Origin of the sequence: Blautia difficilis (genome assembly GCF_014297245.1) — a bacterium.
Taxonomy (GTDB): domain Bacteria; phylum Bacillota; class Clostridia; order Lachnospirales; family Lachnospiraceae; genus Blautia_A; species Blautia_A difficilis.
Genome location: NZ_JACOQG010000001.1, coordinates 18,631 through 40,361 on the forward strand (window position 1 = coordinate 18,631; position 21,731 = coordinate 40,361).

12 protein-coding genes and 2 pseudogenes are annotated in these 21,731 nt (G+C 42.1%); 11 read left to right on the top strand and 3 right to left on the bottom strand.

The genetic code is table 11. From position 1 onward, the window contains the following. The first annotated feature begins 4 nt into the window (after positions 1-4). From H8Z82_RS00085 to H8Z82_RS00100, 4 genes are read left to right on the top strand one after another with little or no spacing between them, the layout of a single operon-like run. Positions 5-8,989: a non-ribosomal peptide synthetase gene (locus tag H8Z82_RS00085; protein WP_186993868.1), complete on the top strand. Its 8,985-nt coding sequence runs from the start codon at positions 5-7 to the stop codon at positions 8,987-8,989. A 21-nt stretch (positions 8,990-9,010) separates the two neighbouring features. Further along, positions 9,011-9,313 carry an STAS domain-containing protein gene (locus H8Z82_RS00090; RefSeq protein WP_186993869.1) on the top strand — a complete coding sequence of 101 codons (303 nt, stop codon included), beginning with the start codon at positions 9,011-9,013 and terminating at the stop codon, positions 9,311-9,313. Between the two features lie 42 nt (positions 9,314-9,355). Continuing rightward, positions 9,356-9,808, top strand: coding sequence for an ATP-binding protein (locus H8Z82_RS00095; protein WP_207724591.1), 453 nt, complete (start codon positions 9,356-9,358; stop codon positions 9,806-9,808). 1 nt (position 9,809) lies between these two features. Beyond that, a complete protein-coding gene (locus H8Z82_RS00100; RefSeq protein ID WP_243176348.1) occupies positions 9,810-10,448 on the top strand; it encodes a 4'-phosphopantetheinyl transferase family protein in 639 nt (212 codons plus the stop codon). Here the strand turns inward: H8Z82_RS00100 and H8Z82_RS00105 are convergent. Then, entirely contained in the window at positions 10,443-10,619 is a 177-nt protein-coding gene (locus H8Z82_RS00105; protein ID WP_186993872.1) for a hypothetical protein, read from the bottom strand. The two genes, H8Z82_RS00100 and H8Z82_RS00105, sit on opposite strands and share 6 nt — an antisense overlap. 91 nt (positions 10,620-10,710) lie before the next feature. On the opposite strand from H8Z82_RS00105, the pseudogene H8Z82_RS00110 reads away from it, so the two are divergent. Both H8Z82_RS00110 and H8Z82_RS17850 read left to right on the top strand, forming a co-directional pair. Beyond that, positions 10,711-10,974, top strand: a pseudogene (locus H8Z82_RS00110) (AAA family ATPase); the annotation flags it as partial. 134 nt (positions 10,975-11,108) lie between these two features. After that, a pseudogene (locus H8Z82_RS17850) lies at positions 11,109-11,263 on the top strand (lacto-N-biose phosphorylase central domain-containing protein); the annotation flags it as partial. 40 nt (positions 11,264-11,303) lie between these two features. On the opposite strand, the gene H8Z82_RS00120 reads toward H8Z82_RS17850, so the two are convergent. Then, on the bottom strand, positions 11,304-12,479 hold the full coding sequence (locus H8Z82_RS00120) for a response regulator transcription factor (RefSeq protein ID WP_186993874.1): 1,176 nt from the start codon (positions 12,477-12,479) through the stop codon (positions 11,304-11,306). 1 nt (position 12,480) lies between these two features. Continuing rightward, complete coding sequence (locus H8Z82_RS00125) at positions 12,481-14,283, bottom strand: sensor histidine kinase (RefSeq protein WP_186993875.1); 1,803 nt, start codon at positions 14,281-14,283, stop codon at positions 12,481-12,483. Between the two features lie 291 nt (positions 14,284-14,574). Between H8Z82_RS00125 and H8Z82_RS00130 the strand changes: the two genes are divergently transcribed. The 5 genes from H8Z82_RS00130 to H8Z82_RS00150 all read left to right on the top strand — a co-directional run bounded on the left by H8Z82_RS00130 (position 14,575) and on the right by H8Z82_RS00150 (position 21,669). After that, the gene (locus H8Z82_RS00130; protein ID WP_186993876.1) at positions 14,575-15,921 is read left to right on the top strand and encodes a carbohydrate ABC transporter substrate-binding protein; all 1,347 of its coding nucleotides are present in this window, start codon (positions 14,575-14,577) and stop codon (positions 15,919-15,921) included. A 187-nt stretch (positions 15,922-16,108) separates the two neighbouring features. After that, positions 16,109-16,990 (top strand): carbohydrate ABC transporter permease, encoded by an 882-nt coding sequence (locus tag H8Z82_RS00135; RefSeq protein ID WP_186993877.1) that lies wholly within the window; start codon positions 16,109-16,111, stop codon positions 16,988-16,990. Between the two features lie 10 nt (positions 16,991-17,000). Continuing rightward, positions 17,001-17,828 carry a carbohydrate ABC transporter permease gene (locus H8Z82_RS00140; protein WP_186993878.1) on the top strand — a complete coding sequence of 276 codons (828 nt, stop codon included), beginning with the start codon at positions 17,001-17,003 and terminating at the stop codon, positions 17,826-17,828. Positions 17,829-17,874: 46 nt separating this feature from the next. After that, positions 17,875-19,314: an alpha-L-fucosidase gene (locus H8Z82_RS00145; RefSeq protein ID WP_186993879.1), complete on the top strand. Its 1,440-nt coding sequence runs from the start codon at positions 17,875-17,877 to the stop codon at positions 19,312-19,314. 27 nt (positions 19,315-19,341) lie between these two features. Continuing rightward, entirely contained in the window at positions 19,342-21,669 is a 2,328-nt protein-coding gene (locus tag H8Z82_RS00150) for a glycoside hydrolase family 95 protein (protein ID WP_186993880.1), read from the top strand. Positions 21,670-21,731: the final 62 nt, after the last annotated feature.

A 21,731-nucleotide genomic window follows, 5' to 3' on the forward strand; every position in this document is an offset into this window, starting at 1 on the left:
GAAAATGAAAAATATGAATGAAAGGAGCAATTTTGTTTTCGAGTTTCGGCCGGTAACAGAATTGTTCGAAGAACAGGTGAAGCTTCATCCTGAGAAATGTGCGGTTGTCTCCGGCAAGGAGAGCTTTACCTATGCACAGCTCAATGAACGGGCCAACAGAATTGCCAATTCCCTTGTGGAAAAAGGTGTCAGACGGGAGATCATCGTAGGTGTGGTTCTTGAGAGGTGCTGTGATTTCTATGCAGTGCGACAGGGTATCCTGAAGGCAGGAGGAGCCTTTGCAGTTGCTACGCCGGATTACCCGGATGACAGAATCCAGTATATTTTTGAGGACTCAGGAGCTCCTTTTATTATCACAACAAAGAAGATCGCAGAGGAGCGCAGAGAGCTGTTTGCGAAGCTTCCCTGCACAGTACTTCTGATCGAGGAACTGCTGGAGAATGAGAATACAGCCAACCCCCAGGTAAAGATCGGAGAGCATGATCTCTGTTATTGTATCTATACTTCCGGTTCCACCGGCAAACCAAAGGGTGTGATGATCGAGCATATCAACCTTTCTAACTTTGTAAATCCGGATCCGAAAAATGCAGAGACTTATGGTTATGTAAGCAGAGGAAGTGTATCTCTTTCCATGGCTGCCATGACCTTTGACGTTTCTGTGCTGGAGGAATTTCTGCCTCTGACCAACGGAATGACGGCAGTGATCGCCTCTGATGAGGAAATTCTGAACCCTCTTATGCTGGGCGAACTGATACTCAAAAATAAAGTAGACATTATGACCACAACCCCTACTTACCTGTCCAATATGATCGATCTGCCTCAGCTTGAAAAAGCAGTTTCTCAGATTAAGGTATTTGATGTAGGCGCAGAGGCTTTTCCGCCGGCTCTGTATGACAAGATCCGCAGAGTAAACCCGGATGCCTACATTATGAACGGTTATGGACCTACAGAAACTACTATCAGCTGTACTATGAAGGTGATCACTGACAGTAAAAATATTACCATCGGTGTCCCTAACGGTAATGTTAAGGTCTATATTGTGGACAAGAAGAACCATGTTGTTCCTGACGGCGAGACAGGAGAGCTTGTGATCGCAGGCCTTGGAGTGGGCAGAGGCTATATGAATCTGCCGGAAAAGACAGCTGCTGTCTTTATTGACCTGAACGGAGAGAGAGCCTACAAGACCGGTGACCTTGCAAGGATCAGTCCTGAAGGTGAGATTGAGTTTTTCGGAAGAATGGATAACCAGATCAAGCTTCGCGGACTGAGAATTGAGCTTGGTGAGATTGAAGAGGTAATCAATTCTTATGAGGGAATTATTACCAGCATTACCGTACCTGTGGATAATAAGTATCTCTGCTGTTATTTTATTGCAGACCGAGAGATCAGTCCTGAGGAGCTTTCCGATTATGCTGCAGAATCTCTGGCACATTATATGGTTCCTGAGGTATTTATCCAGCTGGAGAAAATGCCCATAACCCAGAACGGTAAGATTGACAAAAAAGCACTTCCCAAACCGGTTGCCCAGCCAAAGAACCTGAAAGAGCCTGAGACCGTAATGCAGAAGAAAATTTTCCAGATCGTTGCAAAGGTTGTAGAGAATGACTTCTTTGGTATTGACACAAGCTTTTATAAGGCAGGCCTGTCTTCCATAAGTGCCATGAAGCTGTGTATTCTCATCTCCAATGAATTCGGAGTTACAGTGAAAACCAGTGACCTCCACGAAAACAATACAGTGGAGAAGCTGGAAAAATATATTATGCTGGCACCTAAGATCAGAACCTATGAAAAAAGAGAGGTTTATCCTCTTACAGGTTCCCAGAAGGGAATTTTTGCAGAGTGTATGAAAAATCCAGAAAGCACTGTATATAATATTCCTTTCCTCTTTGATCTGGAGCCTGCCATTGATGTGCAGAAGCTTTCAGATGCCATTACCAGTACAGTAAGTGCACATTCTTATCTGCTCACAAGGGTGTATCTGAATGACAGAGGTGAAATGGTACAGAAGCCTTACAATGAAACCTTTGTACCTGAGGTGATCCAGACCACAAATGAGCAGTTTGAGGAACTGAAGACGCAGCTTGTGCGCCCCTTTAAGCTTGAAAAGGGATGTCTGCTCAGGGTAGCAATCTATATTACTGAAGACAGGAAATATCTCTTTACAGACTTCCATCATATCCTTGCAGACGGTAACTCCTATGATATTATTTTTGAAGATATCAACCGTGCCTATATGGGTGAGAAGCTGAAAAAGGAATCCTATACTGGCTTTGATGCTGCACTGGATGAAGAGCAGCAGATGAAAGAGGGTAAATATAAGAAGGCTGAGAAATACTATGACAGTATTTTTGAGGGAGTCGAGACAGAATCCCTTCCTCTTCCTGACAGAAACGATGAGATCCCTGAGAGAGGTTATCTGTCAAAAGAGATGGACACAAGGGAATCTGTGGTCCTTTCCGCCTGTGAAAAGCTGGGTGTTACCCCTAATATTTTATTTACAGGTCTGTTCGGCGTTCTCATGACCAGATACTCCAATTCTGAGGACAGTCTTTTTGCCACCATCTATAACGGTAGAAATGACTCCAGACTTGAGAATACTGTTTGTATGCTTGTAAAGACCCTGCCTGTTTATTGCTCCTGTGATCCAAAGGCTACCATACAGACCTATATGACAGAGCTCTCCGAACAGCTTCTGTCCTCCATGGCCAATGATATTTTCCCATTCTCTGACATCTGTGCAAAATACGGTTTCAGTTCTGACCTTGTTTTTGCATACCAGGCAGAGCTCAGTGACGATTATCCTATCGGTGATACCATTGCCAGAGGCCATGACCTTTCCCCGGATATGTCTAAAATGCCTTTGCTTATCCAGGTAAGAGAGTATGACCACAAATATGTGCTGACTGCAGAATACCGCAGTGATAAGTATAGTGAGGAGTTTGTAAAGGGAATTCTGGATGCCTATGAGGCAGCAATGGATTCCATGCTGAAGGTAAAATATATTTCTGAAATTTCCATTTTGTCCGAAAATGCTGCAGATAAAATCGCAGAGTTTAACCATACCGCCCAGGAATATGACAGAAGCCAAACGATCTCTGATATGTTTGACGAAATGGTGGAGACCATTCCGGATCATACTGCAGTTGTATTTAAAGACAGAAAATATACCTATAAAGAACTGGATGAGATCAGCGACAGACTTGGAAAATATATTGTATCCCAGGGCATCGGCACTGAGGATGTTGTATCTATCCTCATCCCTCGCTGTGAATATATGGCCATCGCACCTATGGGCGTGATCAAGGCCGGAGCAGCTTATCAGCCTCTGGATCCCACTTACCCCAAGGATCGTCTCATGTACATGCTGGAGGATTCTGCTGCCAAGCTTCTCATCGCAGACAGAGAGCTTTTACATCTGGTAGACGGCTATCAGGGACCTGTGTTATTTACAGATGAGATCCCGGGACTTGCTGATATAGAGGCTGAGCTTAAAAAACCTCAGTTACATGATCTGTTTATCCTTCTGTACACCTCAGGTTCCACAGGTGTGCCAAAGGGCTGTATGCTTGAATATGGAAATATCACTGCATTCTGCCGCTGGTACAGAAAGTATTATGGTATAGATTCTGATTCCAGGATAGCAGCCTATGCATCCTTTGGCTTTGATGCTTCCATGATGGATATTTACGGAGCCATTACAAATGGTGCACAGCTTCATATTATTCCGGAAGAGATCCGTCTGGATTTCATGGGACTTCAGAGTTATTTTGATGAGAACGGTATTACCCATTCCTTTATGACCACACAGGTAGGAAGACAGTTTGCACTTGAGATGGAATGCAAGAGTCTGAAATATCTTTCCGTAGGAGGAGAAAAGCTTGTTCCTTGTGAACCACCAAAGGGTTATACCTTTATAAATGCTTATGGCCCTACAGAGACTACCATTTTCATTACTTTGTTTGAGGTGGATAAGTATTATCCTAATGTTCCTATCGGAAAAGCACTGGATAATGCCAAGCTTTATATTGCAGACAAGTTCGGACATATGCTTCCCCCAGGTGCATGCGGAGAGCTGATGATCACCGGATGGCAGGTTTCAAGAGGATACCTTAATAAGCCTGAGAAAACAGCTGAGGTCTACACAAAAAATATTTACGATGATACTCCGGGTTATGAGGTAATGTACCACTCCGGTGATGTGGCCAGATATCTTCCTGACGGAAATATCCAGATCATTGGCAGAAAGGATTCCCAGGTTAAGATCAGAGGCTTCCGAATTGAGCTTTCAGAAGTGGAAGAAGTGATCAGAAGATATCCCGGTATCAAGGATGCCACTGTGGTTGCCTTTGATGAGCAGGGTGGCGGCAAATATATTGCTGCATATGTGGTATCTGACAGCGAAGTAGATATTAATGCTTTAAATAACTTTATCAAGGAGACAAAGCCTCCATATATGGTTCCTGCTGTTACCATGCAGATTGACAAGATCCCGCTGAACCAGAATCAGAAGGTAAACAAGAAGGCTCTCCCAATGCCTGAGAGAAAGGCAGCAGAGATCATCAAGCCACAAAACGAAGTGCAGCAGAAATTATTTGACTGCATTGCAGAGGTTCTGGGTTATACAGAATTTGGAATCACTACAGATATTTATGAGGCAGGACTGACCTCTATTACAGCCATCCGGCTGAATATTCTGATCTCAAAGGCCTTTGACATTGTTGTGAAAACATCGGATGTAAAGAATCATCCGACCATCCAGATGCTGGAGGACTTTGTAAAGACTGCAGGCAAGGAGACAAAGAGGGAAGTACAGGAAAGTTATCCTCTCACCAACACACAGGAGGGAATTTTCATTGAATGTACTGCAAATATGGGTTCAACCATCTACAATATCCCTTATCTGCTGAAACTTGATAAAAAGGTAGATCTGGATAAACTTGCAGCAGCCATTGACAGTACAGTGGAAGCCCATCCTTATCTGAAAACAAAGCTTTTCATGGACGATAATGGAAATGTGCTTCAGAAACGGAATGATGATTTTGTATACAAAACACAGATCCTAAACGGAATGAATAAAGAAACACTGGTCCGTCCGTACATGCTGTTTAATGAGAAGCTTTTCCGGTTTGAGATCTACAGAACCTGTGAAGGTAATTATCTGTTCCTTGACCTTCATCATATTGTTGCTGACGGTACCTCCCTTGCCATTATCATGAATGACATTAACAGGGCCTACAGCGGTGAGAAGCTGGAACCGGAGACCTATACCTCCTATGATCTTGCTCTGGACAATAGGGATGCCCTTGCCGGAGATATTTATAAAAACGCAGAGGGCTATTACAGATCTGTATTTGAGAACGCAGGAGGAAGCATCCGCTTCTATCCGGATAAGAGCGGAGCAGTTCCCACAGCTGAGCTTTACCGCAGGGAAACAGCAGAAATCTCCGTACAGGGTGTAAAGGAATTCTGCAAAAAGCATGGAATTACAGAGAACGTATTCTTTATTTCTGCCTTTGGTATTACATTGGGCAAATATAACTTTAAGAAGGATGCTGTATTTACCACCATTTACCACGGAAGAAATGATTCCAGACTTTCGGAAACAGTGGGTATGCTTGTAAAAACTCTTCCTGTTTACTGTAATTTTGCAGGAAGCACAGAGCAGTGTCTCACTGAGGTTCAGAAACAGCTGATCAATTCCATGAACAATGATATTTATCCGTTCTCACAGATCAGTCATGAGTTTAATATTAAGGCAGATGCCATGGTTGTGTACCAGGGTGATAATTTTGAATTTGACAATGTGGGCGGAGAATATGCACAGGAAGAGCCTGTCCGCCTGAATATGGCAAAAGCCCCGGTGTCCATCAGTATCTCCATTGAGAAGAATAAATTTGTCTTTGACATTGAATACAGAGGCGATATGTACCAGGAAGAAACCATAAAATATCTGGCAGATAATCTGGAGCTTATTGCTGAGGGACTCCTGAATGAATGTGACCCTGCAGATATCAAACTGATGTTTGAGGAAGAAACAGAAATGGAGAATATTCCTGAGCATGCAGGAAAGACCTTTGTGGATTTGTTCCGGGAGGCAGCAGCGAAGTATCCGGACAGACCGGCTGTAAGGGATGAATTTGGTGACTTTACTTACAGAGAACTGGATAAAATGTCTGACTACGTTGCACAGAGGCTTACTGAAAATGGATTTGGTCCGGAGCAGGCAACCGGTATCCTGTGCGGCAGGACAAAGGAATATGCCATTGCTTATGTAGGTGTTATGAAAGCAGGCGGAGCCTATGTTCCTCTGGATCCGGAATACCCCCAGAGCAGAATTGAGTACATGTTAACGGATTCGGGAGCAGAGAATCTTCTTGTGATCGATCAGTACAGAGATCTGGTAGATTTCTATAAGGGAAATGTGATCAGCCTGGATTCTGTGGAAGCAGAAGCAAAGGATTTTGAACTTACTGCCAAGCTTACCGCTCCCAAACCTGAGAACCTTGCGTATATGATCTATACCTCAGGATCCACAGGAAAGCCGAAAGGTGTTATGCTGGAACACAGAAACCTGATGAACCTGATCGAATATATCACACAGAACAGAGGCCTTACACCGAATGACATTACTGCAGAGTTTGCAAGCTTCTGCTTTGATGCGTCAGTGATCGATCTCTTTGCTCCTCTTACTGCAGGTGCGATCTTATACATTTTACCTGAGGGTATCCGAAAGGATGCAATCGCCATAAGCAAATATATAAAAGAAGCAGGGATCACCACAGCAACCTTCCCTACACAGATGGGCGAGCTGGTGGCAGAGCTTCTGGAAGATGCACCGGCCCTTAGATTTGTCACATTGGGCGGAGAGAAATTCAAGCATTACAGAAACCGTACTTATCAGATGATCAATGGCTACGGTCCTACAGAAAATACAGTATCTTCCACAGAGTTCAGGGTGGATAAGCAGTATGATAATATTCCGATCGGAAAATCCCAGAGAAATGTCCGCAGTTACATTGTGGATGAGGCTCTGAACAGACTTCCGGTGGGAGCTTCCGGCGAGCTTTGCCATGCAGGACGTCAGATTGCAAGAGGATATCATAATCTTCCGGAAAAGACTGCCTCTGTATTTGTGGAGAATCCATTCTCCGTATGTGAGGAGGACAGAAGACTTTACAGAACCGGTGATATGGTCCGCATGAAGGGTGACGGAAATATTGAGTACATAGGCAGAATTGACTCCCAGGTGAAGATAAGGGGATACCGTGTTGAGCTTGGTGAGATCGAGGGAGCCCTTCTTAAACATGAATTGGTACAGAATGCAGCTGTTACAGTGATCGAAAAGAGCGGAAACAAATATATCACTGCTTATTATACAGGGGAAAGCATTCCGGATGAAGAATTAAAAACCTTCCTGGAGCCGCTGCTTCCGGATTACATGATGCCATCCTTCTTTGTTCATCTTGAAGCAATGCCGGTGACACCAGGAGGTAAGATTGACAAAAAAGCATTGCCAATGCCGGAGATAACCACAAATACTGCCAGCTATGTAGAGCCGGTTACTGCAGCTCAGAGAACACTTTGTGAGATTTTTGAGAAAGCGCTGGGAATCGAAAGGGTAGGTATTGAAGACAACTTCTTTGAGCTTGGAGGATCTTCTCTTACTGCATCCAAGGTTGCTGTTATGTGTCTCTCAAAGAATATTTCCCTGGTATATGCGGATATTTTCAAATATCCTACTGTACGGGAGCTGGCAGCTCTGATTGATAATGACGGAATTACAGAGACTGCCCAGAGTAAGAATGAATTTTCAGATTATAACTATAACAAGATCCAGAACGTGATCAGTGCAAATACGGAAGAAAATGCAGACAGGGTCACAAAGGAAGAGCTGGGAGATATTATGATCACAGGTGCCACAGGTTTCCTGGGAATCCATGTTCTCAAGGCGTTCCTTGACAATTATGACGGTAAGGTTTACTGTCTGGTGCGCAAGGGCAAATATGAATCACCGGAAAAACGAATGATGAATATGCTGATGTACTATTTCGACAATCCATGCAAGGAACTGTTTGAAAATCGTATTATCTGTGTAGATGGGGATATTACTTCCAAAGAACAGGTGGCAGGATTCTCAGCATACAAATTTAGTACCATCGTTAACTGTGCTGCCTGCGTAAAGCATTTCGCTGCAGATGATGTACTGGAAAGAATTAACGTGCAGGGTGTGGAAAATCTTATTGATTTCTGTAAGAATAACGGCCGCAGGCTGATCCAGATTTCCACAGTTTCTGTTGCAGGAGAAGGTTCTGACGGTGTTCCGCCAATGTCCAGAGTTTTCTGTGAGAATGACCTGTACATCGGACAGAATATTACCAACGAATATATCCGCACCAAATTCCTGGCAGAAAGAGCAGTTCTGGAAGCAGTTTCTGAGGGGCTGGACGGTAAAGTAGTACGTGTAGGTAATCTGATGAGCCGAAACTCTGACGGTGAGTTCCAGATCAACTTCATTACCAACGGATTCCTGCGCAGCCTGAGAGGTTATACAGCTGTAGGCAAATTCCCAATGGGCGGCATGCATGAGGCGGCAGAGTTTTCACCTATTGATTCCACTGCACTGGCAGTTCTGAGACTGGCGCAGACAGACCGGAGATTTACTGTATTCCATGCCTGCAACAGCCACCATATTTATATGGCAGACCTGATCTATGCAATGCGTAATTATGGATTTAACATTGATATTGTAAGAGATGAAGAGTTTGAGGCAGCAGTAAAAGAATTTGCAAAGACCGGACAGGACTCCGATGCGGTTTCCGGACTGATTGCCTATACCTCACATAATGAAAATGAGATTTACACCATTGATTACAGCAACCGGTTTACAGCACAGGTTCTGTACAGACTGGATTATAAATGGCCGGTTACAGATGACAGATATCTGGAAAATGCAATTGCAGCACTTGACAGACTTACATTTTTTGATTGATACAAAAAGGAGATAATTATAATGGAAATTATTACAAAAATAGAAGGTAACAAAGCAACTATGGAAATCAGCGGATGGCTTGACACTCAGACAGCTCCTCAGTTAGGAGATGCGCTGTCCGGACTTGATGACAGCATTACAAGTCTGGTCTTTGATTTTGCAAATCTGGAGTATATTTCATCTGCTGGCTTACGTCAGGTGATCGTAGCTTACAAAAAAATGGCCTCAAAGGATGGATTTAAGATCATCAATGTTTCTGATGAAGTTTATGATGTGTTCAGCCTTACCGGATTTGACAGCAAGATCGATATTCAGAAAAAGTAACCGCAAAACCTGTTACAGGCTGCAGATTTTCTGCAGTCTGTAATGAAAAATGGGTTACCCAAAAACGGTAACCGGATAGGAGGGCCTATGGGGATACCTGCTGCCACACAACAGGAACAATATCTGGAACTATCCTGTAATTTAGCGGAACTTGGAAAAATAAAAGACTGTATTTTTCAGATAGCCTGCAAAAGCAACCAGGAAATCAATAAGAAAATTTATCTTGCCTGTGAGGAGATCTTTGTGAATATTGTCAGCTATTCCGGTGCAGATCATGCCCGGTTTTTCTGCAGCAGAAATGCAGATAAGATAACTGTTATTTTCACAGATAACGGAAGGCTTTTTAATCCCCTTGAAAGCAGGCCGGAGAAAGATTTTAATGATTTCGATGAAGGCGGGATGGGAATCATGCTTGTAAAGGAGCTGTGTTCTGCCATCAGCTACAGCAATGCTGACGGAAAAAATAATCTCAGGATGGAATTTACAGATTACTGATATGTTAAAATTATACAGAATCAATATTAATCATTTTAAAGATCCTCTGGAGGATAAAAGGCTCCTGCAGCTGGTAGGCGACAGCCGCAGACAAAAAATCCTCCGGTATCTGATGCCTGATGACAGAAAGAGAAGTCTTGGTGCAGGGATCATTATCCGGAAGATCCTCTATGAGAACGGTCTTTGTGAAGACTGTCTGAAATATTCAGAAAATGGAAAGCCTGTTGCGGATAATGTTTTTTTTAATATTTCCCATGGAGGGGATTATGTTGTGGGAGTGGCCTCAGACTGTGAGATTGGATGCGATATTGAGAAGAATGGGAATGCTCCCCTTGAAGTTGCAGAGCGTTATTTCTATTTGTCGGAGCTTGAATATATAAGATCTGCAGCTGATAAAAACAGGGCTTTTTTTACCCTCTGGACTTTAAAAGAAAGCTATATGAAAATGACAGGACGGGGAATGAGCCTTCCCCTGGATTCCTTTGAGGTTGTTCCCCAAGGAGAAGGATTTATCCTGGGAAGATCTGTGGAAAAAGAATGCTTTTTCAAAACAGAAGAATTTGACAGTCATATTTTTTCCGTCAGCAGGGAATTACCTTTTACTCTCGATCCGACGGATTTTCATGAAATTTTTCTATAGAAGGGATTTATCATCTGATTGCCGGATTCCCATGATCACGTATATGAAAGGGATAACGGTAATCAGAAGCAACAGCTGATTACTCCAATCGTTTTTGGCACCTGTAGGAACTGCAGGTGTCTTTTTCTTAAAATCACAGGTATAAAACTCAGGACGATTTCCTGTTCCCAATTGCATACCACCTTGATAATCATTTCTTAAAATGATACAATCAATACACACAACGCAGATTATGCACGGTTTCGGAAAGGAGTGTGATTGTATGACGTTGAAATTACCCGTCGGAATAGAAGATTTTCGAGAGATCCGCTGTGCCGGATTCTATTATGTAGATAAAACAAAACTGATCGAACAGCTCCTTGACAACTGGGGAAAAGTAAATCTTTTTACCAGACCTCGACGTTTCGGAAAAACCTTAAATATGAGCATGCTTCACCGCTTCTTTGAAATTGGTGCAGACAGGTCATTATTTGATGGTCTTAATATCATGCTAAGAGAAGATCTATGTAATAAATATTTCGGACAATTACTCTTTACGGCATTGCATTCTATAAAAAGAGATGTAAAGTTATTGTTGAAAAAATGAATGATATTTAACCGAATCAAGTAAGTCCCCTGTGGGGATTGCGAAAAGCAATTGAGCAAGGAATGAAACAGGGAGTTGCCGTATTAAACTGCTGGAGAAAATGCGTTCCTGAGGCAATCATATGGTACATCATGCCATTTATTATAAACAGAATTATTCCTATTTTGGAATTATTGAAGCTTTGAGTGGAGTGCCGTTTGATGTTTCCTTTATCAGCTTTGACGACATTCCGTTTATAACGGTGGAGGTTTTATTGGAATCGGCGAGCATTACTGATGAAACCGTTTTCCATATTCAGACGGTGAAATTCCCATACATTTCTTAAATAGTCTGCTGAAATAAAGCTGGTCTTCAATTCCTACCATAGCAGATATTTCTTTTAAGGAAAGTTTGTCTTCCTTTATCATAGTAGCCGCTTTCCGTATCCTGAGATTATTCAAATAGCTGGTAATATTTGTTCCCACTTCAGATTTAAAAACCCGACACAAATAGCTGGAACTAAGATTGACATTGGAAGAAATGGAAGCAAGTGTAAGCCGGTGCATATAGTTCTCTTCCAGATAACTCAAGGTTTTTGCCACATCATCTTTATAATGTCCTTCATTTGAGATAAAAGTCTGATAAATCTTCCTTGCCTCTTCATAGTTTTTAAGATTTTCCTGATAAGGCATATCGGGAGCAAAGGATTGATACATCGTAAAACGGTTATACAATTTCTTTATCAACTGCTCAACTTTTACCTGGCTTACGAGCAGTTCCTTCTGTGAAAAAACAACCAGTGCGCTAAAATCACTTAGAACAAGAATGTAAGGCTGTAATACTCCCTGTACTGCATCAAGAATCATATCACACAAAAGCTTCCCGGATATGGAAAACGCTTCATTTGAAAGGTATTTTTCGAAAGTGACATAACAGATTGCACAGCTCTTCTCCATAAAAGAAAGATCAGTCTCTGAATGTGCCTGCAAAAATGCCGGAAGTGTAGCCTCTCCCTGAAAAAAGGAGAGGAGCAGACCTGTTTTATCCGAAGAAGTATTTACACTTAAATCAGACCTTTCTCCGGCTTTTTTCTGTAGTTTTTCCGTTGTTTTGTTAAGGCATGCCAAAAGATTATCTGGCTGAATTTTTATTTTCAGCAGATAATCGGCTGCCCCGAGAAGCAACGCACTTCTCACAGAATCAAAATCCTCATAGTTGCTAAGTACCAGAATTTCTCCAGGGTATCCCTTTTCCTTCAAGGTACGGATTAGTTCCAGTCCATCCATTTCCGGCATTTTTAAATCTGTAATGATCACATCTGGCTGATGTTTCTGAATCAATGGCATCGCCTCCAGACCGTTTGAGGCAGTTCCGCAGATAGAAAAACCATGTTCTTCCCAGGGAAGGATAGAACGGAGAGCAATTTTTACGATTGGTTCATCATCTATGATAAGTATGGTATACATATTAATTCCTTTCTGTGTTTTTACATTCTGAAACGGAATCCCTGTGGTCAGTGTTCAGCTTCGGTAACGTTAAAGTGCAGGTTGTCCCATCACCTGGATGACTTTCAATTTTCAATCCGTATTCCCGGCCAAAGTTCAGCTGTATCCGGTCATTTACATTGGAAACTCCGATTTTTTTGCGATCCTTGTGGGGCGCAAGTGCAGCAGGAGTTACTTCAAAACCTTTCCCATTATCTGTAAGCTCTATCATTATATTTCCATTTTCTTCCCAGCATGTAATCATGATTTCCATGACGGAGCCGTCATCGGAAGAACCATGCATGACCGAATTTTCAGCAAGAGGCTGAAGAATCAGTTTTGGAATAAGACAGGAAAGTAGTTCATCCTCTTCTGTATGGATGGAATATTCAAAACTTCCCGCATAACGGATTCTGAGAATGGAAAAATAGTTTTCCAAGTTTTCCAGCTCTTCCTGGATGGTAATGTACTCATTCTTATTGGTAAGTGTATTTTGCAAAAGACTGCTAAGTGCCTGGATACCATCACTGACGATCTGATCCTTGTGCATAGCAGCCACAAATCGAAGACTGTTTAAGGTATTAAACAGAAAGTGTGGATTTAACTGGTATTGGAGCATCTGTAATTCTAATTCTCTTTTTTTCTCCTCCTGTTCTTTTTGCTGATGAATCAGCCGTTCAATGGTATCCGCCATATGGTTCATGCTTCCGGAAAGATCGGATAACTCATCCGAACAGGTATCCTGGATCCGGACGCTTAAGTCTCCGTCAGAGAGTTTTTTACAAAAATCCAACATACTTCGGATTGGTGATGTGATTCCAAGGTATACGGCTGAGACAATTGCAACACACAGAAGAACCAGAAAAAGGGCAACGATCAGAATCCTTTTCAGCAAGGTGTAGACTTCCGAATTGATATAGTGATAGGGCATGGTATACACGAAAAGCTGATTCAGATTTTTATTAAAGATATATGTGACCAGCTGTTCCTGCCCGTTTTCATCAATACTGAAGGAATCCGTTTTCTTTGGCAGTCTGTTCTCTATGTTTTCCAGTAATTCCTCATCTGCTTTCTGACCCATTCCTACTTTTCTGTCCCAGGAGGAAAGAATAGTGCCATCTGTATTCAGATACATGATATTGGAAGAATCAGCCAAACCAATAGGCTCCAGTACCGTTTTGGAAAAGATCTTTTCATCAATAGAGATCAACGTATAACCAATCACCTGGCTCTGATTATACTGCTCATAAATTCTGCGGCCCAGAACAAGAATGTCCCTGTCACGATAAGTATGAACATAAGCCCATACATCCCCTGTTTCTGTCTCCAGCCGGCTCAGGAGCATATCCACATCCTCCTGATAGAATCCGTCATATCCGAGATCATAAAAAATATTTCCATCTGTATCATATACGGTTATGTTTTTTGCCTGTGCAGGATAGATGATCTTACTGCGGATCATGGATTGAATCTCAGTGATTGCCTTATTTTTTTCCATATCTGTCATATCCTTGTTCAGAAGACCATCTTTGATCTCCTGACTGACACAGATAGAGCCGCACAGATACTGGTATTTTTCAATTTCACTGACCATGTTCAGATTGATCATGGACAAAGTCTGGGAAATGGAAGCGGAAAGTTTTGACCTAAGTGCGACTGAAAAAATATGAAAAGAATAGCCGCTGATTCCTGCTAATGGTATAATGGAAATCATCAGAAGCGCAATCATAAGCCTGGTTTTAATGCTGAATTTACGGAATCCCTGGTAATACCACCTTTTTCTCATTTTAATATTCCTTTTCTCTTACTATGATCAGTTGATGTTACAGTCCAAAATTTTTTTTGCGTCTAGCATCATACGTTCATTATACAGGAAAAAGACAGGATAATCCATTCAAAATGAAAACGCAAAAAGATCGTACATATATGTCACAAGAAAATCCATACAAGATAATTTATACAAGAAGATGCTCTATATACAGGAGCGTTTTGTCAATTTACCACAAGGATAATTGCGCTTATAATAACATCATCAGGCAAACGTAATAAAAAGCCAATTAAAAGGAGGAACCAACATATGAAAAAAAGATTTGCAGCTTCTGTCATGATCCTTGCCATGAGTGCGGCTACCGTGCTTTCCCCGCTCACTGCATTTGCAGAGACAGAAGAACAGGAACTGAACATTGCCATTTTCCAGGGAGGATACGGAGATACCTACTGGAATCAGATGGTAGAACTTTTTGAGCAGAGCCACGAAGGCATAAAAGTAAATATGACGATCAGTCCTACCATCGGAGATATTATCCGTCCACAGATCGTTGCCGGAAATGCACCTGATTTTATCTGTCTCAATGATGGTGGAGAAGACGGTGTAATCCTATCCCTTATCAAAGAACATGCGCTTTTAAATCTGAACGATGTATTTGATGGTGAAAATTATGCCGGAACCGGTACACTTAGGGATGACATTACAGATGGAATCCTGGAAAGTACAAAATGTGCACCTTATGGAGATGATGAGATTTATCTTGCGCCATTTAACAGCGGTCCGCAGGGTCTGATCTATAATAAAACTTTCTTTGATGAGAATAATCTGGAAGTACCAAAGACATGGGACGAATTCTTTGCTCTTGGTGATACCGTAAAAGAAATTGACGGACGTGCACTGTTTACCTATCAGGGAATTTATCCAGGTTATATGGAAGAAATGCTCTGGCCGGCAATCGCAAACGAATGTGGCGAAGATGCACTGAAAAAGATTGCAAATTATGAGGAAGGTTCTTTTAACAACGAAGGTGTATTAAAAGCTCTTACACACATCAAGGAAATTGCAGATAACGGTTATCTCCTTGACGGCACTGTTGGTATGAACCATACCGAATCCCAGACAGAAATGATGCTTGGAAAGGCAGCATTCATCACAAACGGAACCTGGATGGAAAACGAAATGCAGGATGCACCAAGAGAAGATGGATTTGAATTTGCCATGGCTCCAATCCCAACCGAGAATGCAGATGACGTACATTATGTATTTGACAGCTGTGAGCAGTTCTCCATTCCGGCAGCTGCCAAGAATCCGGAACTTGCAAAAGAATTCCTTCGTTTCCTGTACAGTGATGAGTCCGTATCTGCATTTGCAGAAGCTTCCGGTGCCCTGTATGCTACAAAAAGTGCTCGTGAAGTAGCAAAAGACAAGCTTTCCACAGCAATTTACAACATGTACGGAATCTATGAAGAAGCCAACGCTTCATCCCTGATCATGAGCTTTGCAGCAGTTCCTGCTGACTGTAAGATCAATCCAAAAGATGAGATCTTCAACCCGATTACTTCTGTTATGAATGATGAAATGACAGTAGAAGAATGGGCACAGAATGTGGAAGACGCTTTTGCTCAGGTTCGTGCAGATATGGAAGCTGCGAACTGATCATGTAAGATAGTTACTTTCAATATATAACATTCAGTAACACATGTTTGGAATTGAACAGTAACACTCCTGGAAAAGCTGCTGCACAATATATGCAGCAGCTTTTCTTGACTCTGATAGCCATAAGATCCGTTGTCCGGCAAAATAATCTGTCGGGCATCCTAAAATAAAAAAGAGGTGACCAAACGTGGTAAAAAAACCAAAATTATTCATTGCCTTGTGTACACTTCCGGCACTGATTCTTACGATCGTTTTCATGATTGCACCAATGCTGAATGCCATTTATCTTTCTTTTACCAGTTCTACTGCACTAAGCGTTGGGTTTAACAGTAAATTTGTATTTTTTGATAACTATATTTACATGTTTCGGGACAAGGACTTCCTTCAAGCCCTGTATAATACCTTTAAATTAATGCTTGTGATCCCCGCTGTGACAATCTTTTTAAGCCTTGTATTTGCGTTTATCCTTACACAGGGACAGTTGAAAGAAAAATCCTTCTACCGTACGGTATTCTTTTTTCCAAGCATCGTCTCCATGACAGTGGTTGGTATTGTGTGGTCCTTTGTTTTTAATCCTACAAGGGGAATTCTGAACCATATGCTGGATCTTTTCCATCTGTCTACCTGGAAACATGCCTGGCTGGGAGAAGGAAAAACAGCGCTCTGGTGTATCGGTGCAGCACTGGTATGGCAGGCAGTGGGTTACTATATGGTCATGCATGTGGCGTCCATTGACGGAATTTCCCAGGAGGTTTATGAAGCAGCCTCTATTGATGGTGCAACGGGAGTCCAGAAGTTCTTTGAGATTACCATTCCACTACTTCGGAAATCTATTGGAACAACTTATATCCTTTCTTTGTCCGGAACCATCAATTTAAGTTTTACACTGTCCAATGTCATGACTGGCGGCGGTCCAAATGGGGCATCCAGTGTCCTTTTACAGTACATGTACACCCAGGGTATGCGAAACGCAAACTTCGGATATGCCATGGCCATTGCCATGTTTACTCTGATACTGGCAGTGATTCTTGCCATGATCTCACGTAAACTGTCGTCTGAAAAGGAATAGGAGGAAACTGATGAAAACTGTAAGAACCTGGTGCACCAGAATCCTAATGATTCTGTTCACGATCGTATTTCTATATCCGCTTTTCTGGAATCTGATGTCTGCATTTAAAACCAATGCAGAATATCTGACAGATCCCTATGCACTGCCAGCAGCACTCAATCTGGATAACTTTGTATGTGCCTGGGAAAAAGCGAATATTGCCGCTTATTTTGGAAATTCCATTTTTGTAACAATTGTGTCCACACTTTTATTGCTTCTGTTTGTGATCCCTATTTCTTATGTACTGGCAAGATACCGTTTTGTAGGCAGCAAACTGATTTCTACTATTTATATGGCTTGTATCTTCCTTCAGGCAACTTATATTATGATTCCTCTGTTCCTGGAACTGCAGGCGGTGAATGGTCTTAACAGTCTTCCTGTACTATGCTTGGTATATGCAGTTATGCAATTTCCGTTTTGTATCTTCACTTTACAGGGATTTATGTCAGCAGTCCCACGTGATTACGAAGAATCCGCAAGGATTGACGGAGCTACCAATATTCAGCTTCTGTTAAAAGTGATGGTACCCCTGGCAAAGCCTGGAATAGCAACAATCACCATGTTAAGCGCAATGGGATTCTGGAACGAATACCCCCTGGCTTTGGTGCTGCTCACAGAAGATGCAAAGAAAACCCTGCCAATTGGAATGGCAAATCTGTTTGAAGTGCAGAAATACGCCACTGACTGGGGCGCTTTATTTGCTGGTCTTGTGATTATTATGATTCCAACGATCATCATTTATCTCATTGGTCAGAGATATCTGCTGCAGGGAATCGGAGCCGGAGGACTAAAAGGATAATTATTTGATATTTTGAAACAAATGTTTATGAATAAGGAGGGAACAAATGCCAACAGATCAGGAATTGATTCAAGTGGTTCCGTCAAAAAGACAGCTTGCCTATCAGGCTACAGAATTTTATGCCTTTTTTCACTTTGGAATGAATACATATACAAATCGGGAATGGGGAGACGGAACCGAAGATCCGGAAATTTTTAATCCGACAGAATTTGATGCCAGACAGTGGGTGGAGGCGGCCAAAAGTGCAGGTATGAAAGGTGTGATCCTCACCTGTAAACATCATGACGGATTCTGCCTGTGGCCAACAAAATACACAGCTCACAGCGTAACAGCAAGTCCATGGAAAAACGGGCAGGGAGACATAGTACGAGACGTAGCGGATGCCTGCAGGGAGTACGGGATGAAGTTTGGAATCTATCTTTCTCCATGGGACCGGAACCAGCCTTGTTATGGAAGTGGGAAAGAATACAATGATTACTATATCTCCCAGCTTACAGAACTTCTGACAGGTTATGGGAATATTTTTAGCGTATGGCTGGATGGCGCCTGCGGAGAAGGACCAAATGGGAAAAAGCAGATCTACGATTGGGAGCGCTATTATGCCTGTGTGCGTAAATACCAGCCAGATGCCTGCATCTGTGTATGCGGACCGGATATCCGATGGTGCGGGAATGAAGCCGGTGATGTGCGAAAATCAGAGTGGAGTGTTGTTCCTGCCCGCACTGCACTGGCAGAAAGCGTTCAGGAAAAGAGCCAGCAGTCAGACGATGCTGAATTTCGTCAGCGAAAAATCACCAGTGATATGGAAGACCTTGGAAGCCGGGAAGTCCTGAAAGGAGAAAATGATCTGATCTGGTATCCTGCAGAAGTAAACACTTCCATAAGACCTGGATGGTTCTATCATAAAGAAGAGGACAATAATGTCAAAAGCCTGGAAGAATTAAAACATATTTATCTGGGCTCAGCAGGAGGAAATGCAACCTTTCTTTTGAACATCCCACCAATGCCAAATGGACTGCTCCATGAAAATGACGTAAACCGTCTGAGGGAATTTGGAGAGTGGAAACAGGAAGCCTTTTCCTGTAATCTGGCAAAAACGGCAGATGTTTTTTCCAAAGATGAGGATCCGGACCATCCGGTATGCAATCTGCTAGAGGGTACTTCTAATACCTGGTATCAGCCTAAAGAGGGTAAAATTCCGACTGAACTTATTTTTTCCCTGCCAGAAGTCAGGCGTGTTGGTTATCTGGTGCTAAAAGAAGCAATCCAACACAGCCAGAGAGTGGAAGCGTTTCAAGTATCCGTAAAGACAGACGAAAATGTTGATTGGGAAAAGATATATGATGGAACTGTAATTGGATATCAGAAGATCATTCCAGTTTTCCGAGAAAATGTAAAAGAAGTGAAAATTCTGATCCGGGATTTCAGAGTTTTACCACTGTTATCATTTGTGGGAATATACCAAGATCGTGGTCAGTCTGACTAGAAATATATTTCTGGAGAGGATGAGAAGATGGATTATTTATCAATGACTTTTAAGCAGCCGGCCGCCAAATGGTATGAAGCATTGCCCCTTGGAAACGGATCCATGGGGGCAATGTCTTATGGACGATTTCAGAATGAAAAAATTGAATTAAACCTTGATACCCTCTGGTCTGGAACCGGGAAGCGTAAAGAAAATTCAAACAGGGAGATTGACTGGGAATTTCTCAGAAATAACATCTTTGATGAAAAATATCAGGAAGCAGAAGATTACTGCCGGGAGAATGTGCTTGGTGATTGGACAGAAAGTTATCTTCCAGCCGGTAATTTAAAGATTGATGTAAAAGTACCTGTATTGACAGAAGCAGGCAGCTATAAAAGACAGCTTTCTTTTAAAGAAGCCATAGAAAATGTGGAGTTTTGCCAGGAAGGAAAGAGATATCAAAGGGAATTTTTTGTAAGTATGGCTGAACCTGTTATGGCACTTCATTATCATTCCGGCAAAGATTGTAGCCTTGAAATGGCATTGTCCTTGGAAAGTCAGATACACCATCAGACTTCTTTGTTTGAAAAAAACGGACTTCTTATGGAGGGACAGGCTCCTGTTTCTGTTGCTCCTCCTTATTATTCCTGCAAGAATCCGATTGTATATCAAGAAGGACTGGGGATCCGTTTTGCCTTCTGTCTGTATGTGCAGACGGATGGGAAAACTGTTCAGCAAGAAAACAAGCTGTATATAAAAGATGCCCGGAATGTTTTTGTTTATTTATCTGGACTGACAGACTTTGAACAGAAGGATTTTTATCTATCCCGGAAAAAACAGATGCTGGAACGTTTGAGATTTTATCAGTATGATAGGGTGAAAATAGCACATTTGAAAGAATATGCAAAGTACTTTGACCGGGTAAGCTTTACCCTTAACGATACCAAAGAAAATAACTTTGTGTTAAAAATGTTCTACTTTGCCAGATATCTGATGATTTCTTCCTCAAAACCAGGTTCCCAATGTACAAATCTTCAGGGAATCTGGAACCATTCCATGCGTGCCCCCTGGAGCAGTAATTATACGGTAAATATTAACACGGAAATGAATTACTGGATGGCAGAAAAAGGAAATTTGAGTGACTGTCACGAACCCTTGTTCCAGCTCATAGAACGAACAGCAAAAAGAGGGATAACAACAGCAAAAGATGTTTATCACTTAAATGGCTGGGTAAGCCACCATAACCTGGATATCTGGGGGCATTCCAGTCCGGTGGGACACTTTGGACAGGATGAAAATCCCTGTACCTATTCTATGTGGCCTATGAGTTCCGGATGGTTGTGCCGGCATTTATGGGAACATTATTGCTACACTGCTGATGAAACATTTTTAAAAGAAAGGGCATTTCCTTTAATAAAAGGAGCTGTGGAATTTTATCTTGGCTACCTGGTTCCATACAAAGATTTTCTTGTGACAATTCCTTCCACGTCACCAGAAAATACTTTTGCAACTCAGGATCATACCAGCCATAGCCTTACCTTTGCTTCCACCATGGACATAAGTATTTTGAAGGAATTGTTTGAAATCTATCTGAAAGCCTGCAAAATTCTGAACTGTACAGATTTAACAGCCCAGGTAAAAGCAGCTCTGAAAAAACTTCCGCCCTGGAAAATCGGAAAAGAAGGGCAGCTACAGGAATGGTTTTATGATTATCTGGAAATGGATATTCACCACAGACATCTTTCCCATTTATATGGCCTGTACCCTGGAAATCTGATTTCCAAGGAGAATCCAGAACTTCTGGATGCCTGCCGTGTGGTACTGGAAAGAAGAGGGGATGAAGGAACCGGATGGTGCATGGCCTGGAAAGCCTGCCTGTGGGCAAAACTTGGTGACGGGAATCATGCATTAAAACTTCTAAAAAACCAGCTGCGTTTTACCAGAGAAGAAGAATGTAGTCTGACAGGAGGCGGCATCTATCCCAATATGCTTTGTGCCCATCCACCATTTCAAATCGATGGGAATTTTGGCTTTGCAGCAGCTGTTCTGGAAATGCTGATCCAGTATGAAGAAGATAAGATTTTTCTGCTTCCTGCACTGCCAGATGAGTGGACGGATGGGGAAATAAGCAGTCTTAAAGCACCTGGAGGGATTACTATTGGTTTTAAATGGAAAAATAAGTGCGTCACAGAAATATCTTTAAATTCCATATGCCGTACAGAATGTATAATCCTGTATAATGGCTGTGAAGAAAAAATAGTTTTGAATGTAGATGGGATTCAAATATTCACAGGAGAAAAAATACATGGACAAAACAAAAGAACGCACTCATTTGGAACTTTCACCATTTCCACAAAAGCACACGATTTCTCTTGAATTTCTGAAATGACCTGTATTATAATAGGATAATTAACGGCATATACCACAGCTGGTACCGC

Excerpts from the sequence above, each read along its gene's own strand:
- H8Z82_RS00100 (WP_243176348.1), top strand. The coding sequence starts at position 9,810 with ATGTTAAAATTATACAGAATCAATATTAATCATTTTAAAGATCCTCTG.
- H8Z82_RS00085 (WP_186993868.1), top strand. The coding sequence starts at position 5 with ATGAAAAATATGAATGAAAGGAGCAATTTTGTTTTCGAGTTTCGGCCG.
- H8Z82_RS00125 (WP_186993875.1), bottom strand. The coding sequence starts at position 14,283 with ATGAGAAAAAGGTGGTATTACCAGGGATTCCGTAAATTCAGCATTAAA.
- H8Z82_RS00120 (WP_186993874.1), bottom strand. The coding sequence starts at position 12,479 with ATGTATACCATACTTATCATAGATGATGAACCAATCGTAAAAATTGCT.
- H8Z82_RS00150 (WP_186993880.1), top strand. The coding sequence starts at position 19,342 with ATGGATTATTTATCAATGACTTTTAAGCAGCCGGCCGCCAAATGGTAT.
- H8Z82_RS00140 (WP_186993878.1), top strand. The coding sequence starts at position 17,001 with ATGAAAACTGTAAGAACCTGGTGCACCAGAATCCTAATGATTCTGTTC.
- H8Z82_RS00130 (WP_186993876.1), top strand. The coding sequence starts at position 14,575 with ATGAAAAAAAGATTTGCAGCTTCTGTCATGATCCTTGCCATGAGTGCG.
- H8Z82_RS00090 (WP_186993869.1), top strand. The coding sequence starts at position 9,011 with ATGGAAATTATTACAAAAATAGAAGGTAACAAAGCAACTATGGAAATC.
- H8Z82_RS00145 (WP_186993879.1), top strand. The coding sequence starts at position 17,875 with ATGCCAACAGATCAGGAATTGATTCAAGTGGTTCCGTCAAAAAGACAG.
- H8Z82_RS00095 (WP_207724591.1), top strand. The coding sequence starts at position 9,356 with ATGAAAAATGGGTTACCCAAAAACGGTAACCGGATAGGAGGGCCTATG.